The sequence below is a fragment of the Pseudomonas sp. GNP013 genome (genome assembly GCF_054343995.1).
In genome coordinates this window covers 4,349,287-4,361,655 of the sequence record NZ_JBTGUT010000001.1, presented here as the reverse complement: position 1 = coordinate 4,361,655, position 12,369 = coordinate 4,349,287, and the positions used below count along the sequence as shown (strand labels likewise).

Annotated in this window: 9 protein-coding genes; 4 read left to right on the top strand and 5 right to left on the bottom strand. The window is 61.6% G+C overall.

The features are described 5' to 3' along the window. Positions 1-3 precede the first annotated feature (3 nt). A complete protein-coding gene (locus ACXX81_RS19310) occupies positions 4-1,374 on the bottom strand; it encodes a GntT/GntP/DsdX family permease (RefSeq protein WP_209988239.1) in 1,371 nt (456 codons plus the stop codon). A gap of 298 nt (positions 1,375-1,672) precedes the next feature. On the opposite strand from ACXX81_RS19310, the gene ACXX81_RS19305 reads away from it, so the two are divergent. The 3 genes from ACXX81_RS19305 to ACXX81_RS19295 are packed head-to-tail and all read left to right on the top strand — an operon-like array spanning position 1,673 to position 7,197. Continuing rightward, positions 1,673-2,893 carry a TolC family protein gene (locus ACXX81_RS19305; RefSeq protein ID WP_209988242.1) on the top strand — a complete coding sequence of 407 codons (1,221 nt, stop codon included), beginning with the start codon at positions 1,673-1,675 and terminating at the stop codon, positions 2,891-2,893. A 17-nt stretch (positions 2,894-2,910) separates the two neighbouring features. Then, on the top strand, positions 2,911-4,023 hold the full coding sequence (locus ACXX81_RS19300; RefSeq protein WP_209988245.1) for an efflux RND transporter periplasmic adaptor subunit: 1,113 nt from the start codon (positions 2,911-2,913) through the stop codon (positions 4,021-4,023). Between the two features lie 18 nt (positions 4,024-4,041). Then, positions 4,042-7,197: a CusA/CzcA family heavy metal efflux RND transporter gene (locus tag ACXX81_RS19295; protein ID WP_458572215.1), complete on the top strand. Its 3,156-nt coding sequence runs from the start codon at positions 4,042-4,044 to the stop codon at positions 7,195-7,197. Here ACXX81_RS19295 and ACXX81_RS19290 read toward each other — a convergent pair. From ACXX81_RS19290 to ACXX81_RS19280, 3 genes are all read right to left on the bottom strand, one after another. Next, positions 7,103-8,539 carry a heavy metal sensor histidine kinase gene (locus tag ACXX81_RS19290; RefSeq protein ID WP_458572214.1) on the bottom strand — a complete coding sequence of 479 codons (1,437 nt, stop codon included), beginning with the start codon at positions 8,537-8,539 and terminating at the stop codon, positions 7,103-7,105. The two genes, ACXX81_RS19295 and ACXX81_RS19290, sit on opposite strands and share 95 nt — an antisense overlap. Further along, the gene (locus ACXX81_RS19285; RefSeq protein ID WP_209988254.1) at positions 8,536-9,210 is read right to left on the bottom strand and encodes a heavy metal response regulator transcription factor; all 675 of its coding nucleotides are present in this window, start codon (positions 9,208-9,210) and stop codon (positions 8,536-8,538) included. The genes ACXX81_RS19290 and ACXX81_RS19285 overlap by 4 nt, the downstream gene beginning before the upstream one ends. Before the next feature lie 343 nt (positions 9,211-9,553). After that, positions 9,554-10,873, bottom strand: a complete 1,320-nt coding sequence (locus ACXX81_RS19280; RefSeq protein ID WP_458572213.1) for an OprD family porin — start codon at positions 10,871-10,873, stop codon at positions 9,554-9,556. Positions 10,874-11,094: 221 nt separating this feature from the next. On the opposite strand from ACXX81_RS19280, the gene ACXX81_RS19275 reads away from it, so the two are divergent. Beyond that, complete coding sequence (locus tag ACXX81_RS19275) at positions 11,095-11,415, top strand: DUF2790 domain-containing protein (protein WP_458572212.1); 321 nt, start codon at positions 11,095-11,097, stop codon at positions 11,413-11,415. 13 nt (positions 11,416-11,428) lie between these two features. On the opposite strand, the gene ACXX81_RS19270 is transcribed toward ACXX81_RS19275, so the two are convergent. Further along, entirely contained in the window at positions 11,429-12,238 is an 810-nt protein-coding gene (locus ACXX81_RS19270) for an AraC family transcriptional regulator (protein ID WP_458572211.1), read from the bottom strand. Between the last annotated feature and the right edge of the window lie 131 nt (positions 12,239-12,369).

Below are 12,369 nucleotides of genomic sequence, written 5' to 3'. Positions count from 1 at the left end.
GGCTCAGGTCAAAAAGTGCCAAAGCACCAACGTACCGACCAACCCCACCACCGAAACAATCGTCTGCAGCACCGACCACACCCAGATCGTCTGCTTTAACTGCAAGCCGAAATACTCGCGCACCATCCAGAAGCCGGCGTCGTTGACGTGGCAGAAGAACACCGAGCCTGCGCCAATCGCCAGCGCTACCAGTGAGCTTTGTGTGGCCGCCAGTCCCGCCATCATCGGCGCGAGGATGCCGGCCGTGGTGGTGGTCGCGACCGTCGCCGAACCGGTGGCCTGACGCAGCGCTACGGCGATCAGCCACGCCAGCAGCAGATAGGGCATGTGCGCGCCTTCGGCGACCTTGCTGATGGTCTGGCTCACGCCCGCGTCGAGCAGGGTCTGCTTGAGGCCGCCACCGGCGCCGATGGTCAGCAACAGCACCGCGATGGGGGCGATGGCTTTGCGCAAGGTGTTGCCGACGTCGGCGCGAGGCATGCCGGCGGCCCAGCCCAGGCAGATCACCGCGGCGATTACCGCCAGGGCGAGGGCGATCAGCGGCTCGCCGAGGAACTTCAACGTCAGGCCCAGGCTACTTTCCGTCGGCAGGGCGACCTTGGCCAGCGTGCTGCCCAGCATCAGAATCACCGGCAACAGAATGATCAGCAACGACACCGCAAAGCCGGGTTGGCGCGGTGCCTTGGGCGGTGCGCTGAACAACGCGCCGATGTCGGCCGGTGCATCCACGTGCAGGCGCCTGGACAGCCAGTTGCCATAGATCGGACCGGCAAGTATCACCGCAGGCACGGCCAGGCAAAAACCCAGCAACATGGTCAGGCCCAGGTCGGCGTGCAGCGCACCCACTGCGATCAGCGGTCCCGGATGCGGTGGCATCAGGGCGTGCAGGGTGGTCATGCCGGCCAGGGCCGGAATGGCGATTTTCAGCAGCGGCTGGTTCGAGCGTTTGGCCATCACCAAGATGATCGGCACCATCATCACCAGGCCCACTTCGAAGAACAGCGGCAAGCCGATCACCATCGCCACCAGCGCCATCACCCACGGCAGTGACTTGCCTTTGCCCAGCCCGAGCAGGGTGGTGGCGATACGGTCGGCCGCGCCGGATTCGGCCATCAACGCGCCGAGCATCGCGCCCAGCGCAATGATGATCCCGGCCTCGCCAAGAATCGCCCCGGCGCCTTTGCTGAAGGCCTTGGCAACCTCCTCCGGCGGCAGGCCGGCGCCGACGCCGGCGATAAAGGTGCCGATCAGAATCGACAGGAACGGCGGCAGCCTGGTCGCGCTGATCAGCACGATAATGCTGGCGATGGCGAGCAGGACGCAGAGCATGAGGCGTGTGTCGTGGAACATCCACGCGGCAGTCGATAACTCCAAAACGGGACTCCTTGGCGAACGGCTTGGCTGATATGTTTCTTTATGTTTCTGATGGCGAGCATACCTTATAAGGCGGCCGCTATCGGTTTCCGGGTGTGGCCGCGCGAACAGTTGATATTTCCCACGCCACCTTGCAGGTCGAAAGCACGTGGCCCATTACGATGAACATGACTACGTGTATGCCCGACCGCTTGCCTGTCAGGTTTGTAATCCTGCCTCCACCCCCCTGATAAGTCGCGATAGCTACATTGCCCTCGCTGGGAACCCTCAGCGACTTCATGGGCGTGGAACTGTCGTTATGTACATTACCGTTGGAACATTGTTGGGGGCTGCTGCGTTGTGGATAACCGCAAGTGTTGCCCAGGCGCAAACCCTCACCCTCGATGCAGCGCTGCAGACCGCCTTTGCCAACAATCCGGACCTGGCAGCTGCGCAATGGGAAATCGATATCGCCCGCGGCGGTCGCCAGCAGGCCGGGTTGATCCCCAATCCGGTTGCCTCCTGGGACGTCGAAGACACGCGCCGTAATGCCCGTACCACCACCGTCAAGCTCAGCCAGACCCTTGAACTGGGCGGCAAGCGCGGTGCGCGGATTGACCTGGCGACCCAGGCCCAGGTCGCTGCGGCGCTGACGTTGGAGCAGCAGCGCAACAGCCTGCGCGCCGATGTAATCGACCGCTACTACGGCGCCCTGCGTGCCCAGGAACGGCTGGATCTGGCGCAACGCTCCCTGGCGCTTGCCGAGCGCGGGCTGGTGATTGCAAACGGCCGGGTTACCGCCGGCAAGTCGTCGCCGGTGGAAGCCACCCGAGCACAGGTGCAATTGTCGGAGATTCGCCTGGAGCTGAATCGTGCGCAGGTCGGTCTCAACGATGCCTACCGCCAACTCGCCGCCAGCACCGGCAGCGCCGCCCCGGACTTCGACGCTGTCGCCGCGCAAAACCGGCCCGTGCCGTCGCTGCCGCCCCGCGCACAACTGCTGGCACGGGTCGAGCAAACTGCGCAATTGCGACTGGCCGAACTGCGTATCCGCGAGGGCGAAGCCAGCGTGACGCTGGAGAAAGCCCAGCGTATTCCCGATTTGGATGTGTCCATTGGCAGCCAGTACGACGCCAGCACGCGCGAGCGCGTAAATCTCGTTGGCGTCTCGATGCCGATCCCCGTGTTCAACCGCAACCAGGGCAACGTGCTCGCCGCCAACCGCCGCGCCGACCAGGCGCGCGACCTGCGCAACGCCGTCGAACTGCGGCTGCGCGCCGAAACCCTTCAGGCCCTGGCCTTGTGGCAAACCGCCAATACCGAAGTGCACACCTTCAACCAACAAATCCTGCCCGCCGCGCAAAGCGCCGTGGACAGCGCGACCCGTGGCTTCGAGATGGGCAAGTTCAACTTCCTCGACGTGCTCGACGCCCAGCGCACCTTGATTGCCGCCCGTACCCAGTACCTGACGGCCACCGCCCAGGCGATCGACGCCTGGGTGCGCCTCGAACGGATATACGGCGATCTCGTCCAGTTTTGATTTTTCAGGAGCAACCCATGAACAAACCACACGGTGTGGCGCTTGCCATCGCCCTGATACTGGCCTGGCCGGTAGCCGGCTTTGCCGATGGCGACGAGGAGGAGGGCACGCTTGAACTCACCGAACAGCAGGTCCAGGCCGCCGGTATTCAGCTTGCCAGGGCCCAGTCCCGTCCGATCAGTACGCTGCTGACACTGCCGGGCGAAGTGCGTTTTGACGAAGACCGTACCTCGCACATTATTCCGCGCGCGGCGGGTGTGGTGGAGTCGGTGAGCGTCAACCTTGGCCAATCGGTGAAGCAGGGGCAGTTGCTGGCGGTGATTGCCAGCCAGCAGATTTCCGATCAACGCAGCGAGCTGGCCGCCAGTGAGCGGCGGGTCGAGCTGGCGCGCATAACCTTCCAGCGCGAACGTCAGTTGTGGCAGGACAAAATCTCTGCCGAGCAGGACTACCTGCTCGCACGCCAGACGTTGGCGGAGGCCGAGATCGCGCGCAATAACGCCCGCCAGAAGATGACCGCCCTCAGCGGCAACGCGGGCTCGGCCGGCGGCAATCGCTATGAACTGCGCGCCCCGTTCGCCGGGGTGGTGGTGGAAAAACATCTGGGTGTCGGCGAAGTGGTCAGTGAGACCAGCAACGCCTTCACCCTCTCGGACCTGTCCCAGGTGTGGGTCACGTTCGGGGTCTTTCCAAAGGACTTGAACAAGGTCCGCGCTGGCAAGCCGGTGATCGTCAGCTCCACGGAAATGGACACTCGGGTGCAAGGCACCGTGGCCTATGTGGGCAACCTGCTGGGCGAACAGACGCGTACCGCCACTGTGCGTGTCAGCGTGCCCAACCCTGACGGCGCGTGGCGCCCGGGCCTGTTTGTGAGCGTGCAATTGGCCACCGACACCACGCAGGCCAGCGTCACCGTGCCACAGGAGGCGATCCAGACGGTCGAGGACAAACCTTCGGTATTCGAGCGTACCCCGAGCGGCTTCATCACCCGCCATGTGGAGCTGGGCATGCGCGAGAACGGCTACGTCGAAGTGCGCCAGGGGCTCGACGCAGGCGCGCAGGTGGCGACGGTCGGCAGCTTTATCCTCAAGTCCGAACTGGGCAAAGGTTCGGCCGAACACGGCCATTGATTCCGCGAGTGATTTTTCATGTTTGAGCGCCTTATTCAATTCGCCATCGAGCAGCGCATCATTGTGCTGCTGGCGGTACTGTTGATGGCCGGTGTCGGCATCGCCAGCTATCAGAAATTACCCATCGACGCCGTGCCCGACATCACCAATGTGCAGGTGCAGATCAACTCGGCGGCGGCGGGCTTCTCGCCGCTGGAAACCGAGCAGCGCATCACCTTTCCCATTGAAACCGCCATGGCCGGGTTGCCGGGCCTGCAGCAGACGCGTTCGTTGTCGCGTTCGGGGTTGTCGCAGGTGACGGTGATTTTCAAGGACGGCACCGACCTGTTCTTTGCCCGGCAATTGGTCAACGAGCGTCTGCAAGTGGCCCGCGATCAATTGCCCGAAGGCATCGAGAGCACCATGGGGCCGATTTCCACCGGGCTTGGGGAGATTTTCCTGTGGACCGTGGAGGCCGAGGAGGGCGCCCGCAAGGAGGACGGCACGCCCTACACGCCGACGGACCTGCGCGTGATCCAGGACTGGATCATCAAGCCGCAACTGCGCAACGTGCCGGGCGTGGCGGAGATCAATACGATTGGCGGGTTCGCCAAGGAATACCAGATCGCCCCGGACCCCAAGCGCCTGGCGGCCTACAACCTGACATTGAACGACCTGGTCACGGCGCTGGAGCGCAACAATGCCAACGTCGGCGCCGGCTATATCGAACGCAGTGGCGAGCAGTTGCTGATCCGCGCACCGGGGCAGGTGGCGTCCATCGAGGATATTGCCAATATCGTCATCACCTCGACGGAGGGCACGCCGATTCGCGTGCGCAATGTGGCGCAGGTCGAGATCGGCCGCGAACTGCGCACCGGCGCAGCCACCGAGAACGGCCGCGAAGCGGTGCTGGGCACGGTGTTCATGTTGATCGGCGAGAACAGTCGCAGTGTGTCCCAGGCGGTGGCGAAGAAACTCGAGGAGATCAACCGTTCGCTGCCCGCAGGCGTGGTGGCGGTTACCGTCTACGACCGTACCAACCTTGTCGAAAAAGCCATTGCCACGGTCAAGCGCAACCTCTTCGAAGGGGCGCTGCTGGTGGTCGCGGTGCTGTTTCTGTTTCTGGGCAATATCCGCGCGGCGCTGATCACTGCGATGGTCATTCCGCTGGCGATGCTGTTCACGTTCACCGGCATGTTCACCTACAAAGTCAGCGCCAACCTCATGAGCCTTGGCGCGCTGGATTTCGGCATTATCGTCGACGGCGCAGTGGTGATCGTCGAGAACTCGATCCGCCGCCTGGCCCATGCGCAACATCGACACGGCCGCCTGCTGACCCGCAGCGAGCGCCTGCACGAGGTATTCGCCGCCGCGAAGGAAGCGCGGCGGGCGCTGATCTACGGGCAACTGATCATCATGGTGGTGTACCTGCCGATCTTTGCCCTCACCGGCGTGGCCGGGAAGATGTTCCACCCGATGGCGTTCACTGTGGTCATCGCCCTGTTGGGCGCGATGATCCTGTCGGTGACCTTCGTGCCGGCGGCGATTGCGCTGTTTGTCACCGGCAAGGTCAAGGAAGAGGAAAATCTGGTGATGCGCAGCGCGCGTCGGGTGTACGCGCCGGTGCTGGACTGGGTGATGGCGCGTCGGCCGCTGGTCTTCGCACTGGCGGCGCTGACCATTGTCGGCACCGGTCTGGTGGCCAGCCGGATGGGCAGCGAGTTTATCCCCAGTCTCAGCGAAGGCGATTTCGCCCAGCAGGCCTTGCGCGTGCCCGGCACCAGCCTCACGCAATCGGTGCAGATGCAGCAGCAACTGGAAAAGACCTTGCTGGCACAAGTGCCGGAAATCGAGCGGGTGTTCGCGCGTACGGGCACGGCTGAGATTGCGTCCGACCCGATGCCGCCGAATATTTCCGACAGTTACCTGATGCTCAAGCCAAAGGAGCAATGGCCCGACCCCAACAAATCCCGTGAGGCACTGATCGCCGATATTCAGCGCGCCAGTGAAATAGTGCCGGGCAGCGCGTATGAACTCTCGCAACCGATCCAGCTGCGTTTCAACGAGCTGATCTCAGGCGTGCGCAGCGATGTAGCGGTGAAGGTATTTGGCGATGACATGGCGGTGCTCAACAGCACCGCCGGCGCGATCGCCGGGACCCTGCGCGGGATTGATGGCGCTTCGGAAGTCAAAGTAGAGCAGACATCCGGCCTGCCGGTGCTGACGATCAATATCGACCGCGAAAAGGCGGCGCGTTTTGGCCTCAATACCGGTGATGTGCAGGACACCATTGCCGTCGCAGTCGGTGGTCGCAAGGCCGGTACGCTGTACGAAGGTGACCGCCGATTTGACATGGTCGTGCGCTTGTCCGACACGCTGCGCACCGATATCGACGGGCTGTCACGCCTGTTGATCCCGGTGCCGGCGTTGGCGGGCAGCCCTTCCGGGCAACTGGGATTTATCGCGTTGTCACAGGTGGCCAGCCTCGACCTGGTACTGGGCCCCAATCAGGTAAGTCGCGAGAACGGCAAGCGCCTGGTAATCGTCAGTGCCAACGTGCGCGGGCGCGATATCGGTTCGTTTGTGGAAGAAGCCGAGGCCGCAATCAGCGGCGAGGTGAAAGTGCCCGCAGGTTACTGGACCTCCTGGGGCGGCCAGTTCGAGCAACTGAAGGAGGCCTCCGAGCGGCTGCGCATCGTGGTGCCGGTGGCATTGCTGCTGGTGTTCGGCCTGTTGTTCATGATGTTCAACAACATCAAGGACGGCTTGCTGGTGTTCACCGGGATTCCGTTTGCGCTGACCGGCGGGATCATGGCCCTGTGGCTGCGCGATATCCCGCTATCGATCTCGGCGGGCGTGGGATTTATCGCGTTGTCTGGCGTGGCGGTGCTCAATGGCCTGGTGATGATCGCCTTTATCCGCAATCTGCGCGAAGAAGGGTATTCGCTGGCGCTAGCGATCAACGAAGGTGCGCTGACGCGCCTGCGCCCGGTATTGATGACTGCGCTGGTGGCGTCTCTTGGGTTCATCCCCATGGCCCTGGCCACCGGCACCGGTGCCGAGGTGCAGCGGCCGTTGGCCACGGTGGTGATCGGCGGGATCATTTCATCAACGTTGCTGACATTATTGGTGCTGCCGGCGCTGTATCAGTGGGCGCACCGCAAGGACGAGGAAACACCAGTCGAAACTGCGTAAATCCACTTGGCTGGCTGTGTACGTCGGCCTGCCCCTGGTGCAGGGTCATGATCGACTGCACGATGGCCAGGCCCAGGCCAGTGCCGCCCTCGGTGCGCGCGCGGCTGCTGTCGGCGCGGTAGAAACGCTCGAACACATGCGGCAGGTGATGGGCTTCGATGCCTGCCCCCGCGTTGCTAACCAATACGCAGATGCTGTCGGCGCCTGCTTCTACGCTCAGAGGCACGTACCCACCCTCCGGGCTATGGCGAATTGCGTTGGACAGCAGGTTCGAGAGCGCACGTTGAATCATCAGGCGGTCACCCTGTACCTGGGCATTTCCGCTCAGGGAGAGGCTCAGCTGCTTTTCTTCGGCGCTGAAGGCGAACAGTTCCATTACCCGCTCGGCTTCCTGCGCCAGCGACACCGTGGTGAACGACGCGCGGGCGGACGGATGGCTGACTTGCGCCAGAAACAGCATGTCGTAGACGATGCGTGCCAGGCGCTCCAGCTCTTCCACGCTGGACTCCAGCGCCGCTTTGTAGGCCTCTGGCACTCGCGGGCGCGAGAGGGTTACCTGGGCCTTGCCCATCAGGTTGGTGAGCGGCGCGCGCAATTCGTGGGCAAGGTCGTCGGAAAACTGCGACAGCTGCTGCACCCCCGCGTCCAGCCGGTCGAGCATTACGTTGAACGCCTGCGCCAGCTCCTTTGGCAGGTTGTCCACCGCCAGACGATGCGTGAGGTCCTGGGTGGTAACTTTGGCCGCGACGTGGCTGAACTGCTTCAAGGGTGCCAACCCGCGCTGTACCAGCCACCACGCACCCAGGCCGATCAGCACCAGCAGCAACGGCAGCACGAACAGGGTGGAGCGCAGATAGGCACTGAGCAGCGCTTGGTCATCGGCACGGTCTCGCGTCAGCAGCACCCGCACATTTTCGCCGCTGCGCAGGCGCATCAGGCGTGAGGCACCGAGCTGCTGGTTGCCGCGCCCGTCGGCCCATGTCAGGTAGCCAAGGGTTTCACTGGCAGTAAAGTCTGTCATCAAGGGTGCCTGAACCCTGGTGCCAACACTGAGCAACACGTCGGCGGTCGGCAATGGCCCGACGATGGTCAGGTAGAAATTATCGTGGCCCATCACCAGGTCCGGCAGAGGATGGTTGCGCGTTGCAATCTCGCGCGTGTTGAGATTCATGGTCAGGCTGTGCTGAATCAGCTCCATCTTGTTTTCCAGACTCTTGCGCGCCATTTTTTCCAGTTCGTGATCGAGCACCAGAAAGGCCAGAGTCGCCAGCAGCAGCACCAGGCCCGCGCCCATCAGGCTGACCATCAGCCCCAGACGCGTCGACAAGCTGCTGGTTTTCATTGGCGTGCCTCCAGCACATAGCCCACGCCGCGAATGGTATGAATCAGCCTGACCTCGCTCTGGTCATCGACCTTGGCGCGCAGGCGGCTGATGGACACTTCCACCACGTTAGTGTCGCAATCGAAATTCATGTCCCACACCAGGGAAATGATCTGCGTGCGGGTCATCACCTCGCCGGTCTGGCGCATCAATACATGCAGCAGGGCGAACTCCTTGGTGGTCAGGTCGATACGTCGGTTGCCGCGGTACGCTCGATGCCTTCGCGGGTCCAGCTCCAGGTCCGAGACGCGCAGCACCTCCGGCAGCGGGATGTGTTCGCTGCGGCGCAACAAGGTGCGCACACGGGCCAGTAATTCAGGAAATTCAAAGGGCTTGACCAGGTAGTCGTCGGCGCCCATGTCCAGGCCCTTGATCTTGTCTGCCAGACGCCCGCGTGCCGTCAGCATCATCACTCGCTGGTTGCCGTCGCGGCGTAATTGCTCAAGCACGCCCCAACCATCGGTGTTGGGCAAATTGACATCGAGGATCACCAGTTCGTAGCTGTGTTGCCGCGCCAGGTGCAAGCCATCGATGCCGCTGGCGGCGCAGTCGACGACGTAACCGCTTTCGGTCAGGCCTTGCTGCAGGTAGTCGGCGGTTTTCTGCTCGTCCTCAACAACCAGGATGCGCATAGGGATTTTCCTTCAAGAATAGGGAAATGATATGGCCTCACAAAAGGCTCTGAGTAAGCTGTAGGGGAAGTCTCAAACGTGAAGAGGCTTTAGGGTCAAGCGATGTAAGGCAGGTGTGACATTTGGCCGCTGAAGTTCAACGCAAAAAAAACGCCCCGGCGGGGGCGTAAATATTCATCTCTGTTCCAAAGGAGCTATACAAAAGCCGCAGAGATGAAGGATGTCGAGTAAGCGAGTTTAAAAATTACAACTTAACGAGAAGGTGAGTCCGATATTACAGTTCTGACAGACTTGAGCGCGTCAGCAGATATAGGGCATCGGTAAATGAATGTAAGGCGCCGGTTCAAAGTATGGCTAATGGGTATTCGACGATAAGGCGAACTTCTTCCAGGTCTGCGTCGAACGCACTTGAACGGATGGTGGCCTGACGCAGCCTGAGGGATAAATCCCTCAAATTGCCGGTTTGCACCACGTACCTGGCTTCCACATCCCGTTCCCAACGGCTTTGCCCGGTCAGCGGGTTGCCTGCCGCATCATTGCGCACATAGACCGAATTGGCGTTGCTATAGTCGGCGCCCGAGCCTCTGCCGTAGCGGGTCATGAACGACAGGCCGGGGATGCCGAAGGGTTGCATGTCCAGGTCGTAGCGCACCATCCATGAGCGCTCCTTGGGCGAGTTGAAGTCGCTGTACTGCATGGAGTTTTCGAGGATGTTGGAATCCGACTGACGCAGGTAATCGAAGTCGTTGTCGCCGTTGTTGCGCTGGTGAGAAACGGTCACACGATGGGCGCCGACCCTCACCCCCAGGCGCGCGCTCCAGATGTTGTTGTTCAGTTCCCCTCGCAGTTTGCGGCCTTCGTCTTTCACGTTGTAATAGTTGAAATTGCCAAACAGCGACACGTCCTCGCCCAGTGGATAGCTGGCGGTAGTGCCGAAGTAGTACTGGTCCCAGGCATCCTTCAGGCGACTGCCATAGACGCTCGCGCTCAGGTGCGGATTGAACTGGTAATCGCCGCCGAAATAGCCAACCCAGGGTGAATCGACCTTGCCCGCGTAAAACGTGGCGAACTCTTTGTTCCGGCCGCTCTGGGAGGGCTGGCTCATGCCACTCAATTGCCCGCCCTGCAGGCTCAGGCCTTCAATACTTGTGTTCTGTACGGTGACGCCGCGAAAGCTTTCCGGCAACACGCGCGAGTCGCCGGCCGCCACGACGGGCGTGGCGGGGAACACATCGCCGGCCTTGATCACGGTGTCCAGAAAGCGCAGTTTCGCCGCACCACCCACCTTGTTGTAGGTGCTTTCCGGGCGGTTGCTACTGTCTACCGGCATTACGCTGAATGAGCCCTTGCCGCCACTGCGGCCCCTGCCCGAATCGAGCCTGAGGCCATGCATGGCAAACGCGTCCAGGCCAAAGCCCACGGTGCCCTGGGTAAAGCCGGATTCGAATTTGCCGATCAGGCCCTGGGCCCAGGCTTCGGAATAACCATTGCCGGTAGGGCTGGATCGACCATTGCGATCATCGCGGTTGAAGTAAAAATTACGCATCAACAGCTTGACGCTGCTGCCTTCGATAAAGCCTTCGGGATGCTCCTGTGCCGCTACCGCTGCCAGCGGCAACGCGGCGCATAACGAAAGAGGCAGAGTCATGTTGAGGATATTCATGTTCGCTCCTGGGTCTGGCAATAACCAGCTTCTTATTTATGAGAGTGGGCGTTGTAGTGCCCAGAGCGATAGTTGCAAACGACGAATAACGACTGAGTGGCGCAAACATTACGATCCTGGAAAGTTACTGTTATCTATCAAATAAGTAATCTTGCAGCGAACCTGTCGCAAGGGTGATCTGGATAGTCTCGACGCTGAACTTTTCAGTCGAGGGACGTGTGATGAACTTACAGACAGTTGGCCTGGGATTGCTCTTTGCAATGCTGTCATTTGGCGCAGTGGCGGACGGCAAGCGCACTTATGCGTTGCTTCTGGAAGGTAACGAGGACGCCATGGCGGCTTACGCTGAGAAAAGAGGCCTGCCGGCACCTCAGGTGCAGGTGTACCGCTACGGCATGAATCTGGATATTGCCAAGGTGGTCAACATCTCGCCGCCAATTCGCTCGTGCAACGCGGTGCCGTCGCGCATGACCTATTGGGATTCGGTCGGCAAGCTCAATACCCTGGAGTATCAAGTGATGGGCGTATGCCGCATGAAGTGATGCCGCTTGAGTCTCAGCGGCCCAGCATCTTCACCCAGCGCGACGGCGGCATGCCGTAGGTGCTGCGAAATTGTCGGGTCATGTGGCTCTGGTCGGTGAAGCCTGCCGTCAGCGCCGCATCCACCAGCGACTGGCCCTGGGCAAGCAGGTTACGCAGCAGATCGAGTCGACGCATGGTCAGGTAGCGATAGGGGCTGGTACCGAACAGCAGGCGAAAATCCCGCGACAGGGCCCAGCGGTCGCGGCCGGCATGGTCGGCCATTTCATCCAGGGTAATGCTGCGGCCCAGGGCCCCGTGGATAAATTCCCGGGCCCGCTCGGCGGCGACATAGTCGAAGGATTTGCGGCTGATGATCGCGCCCGACGCAGCGCTCAGCGCATGTGCCAGGTCGAACAGGGCATCCTGCTCCTGCATCGGGCCAATCGGGCAGTCCAGGCCTTGCAGCAGCACTTCGCTGGCACGCAACAGACGCGGATCAGTCGACAGGCCGCTGTGGATAAACGGCAGTGGCCGGCCGCCGAGAATCTGCTGGATCAGCGCAGGCTCCACGTAAATCATGCGGTACTTGAAACCTTCCACACTGCTGGCGCGGCCGTCATGGGTTTCATCGGGATGAATCACCATGGTTGTGCCCGGCAGGCTGTGGATCATGCAGCCGCGGTAGTGATAACTCTGCACGCCAAACAAGGTACGCCCGATGGCGTAGGTGTCATGGCGATGCGGGTCGAACGCAAAGCCGGCAAAGTATGCCTCGATACGGTCCAGGCCGCTGGCGTGCGGCGCGCGGTGAAGCCAGTCAAGGGGGGCGGTTGATTTACCCATGATGATTGCCACGAGAAGAGATGGAATGACGTTAACCCAGTCTGCCGCTGCTTGTCTGTGCGGGTCTTGAACGATTGTGCAGGGGCAGAGCCCATGGTAAGAAGCCCTACGTTCAACACTGAGGCCGGGTC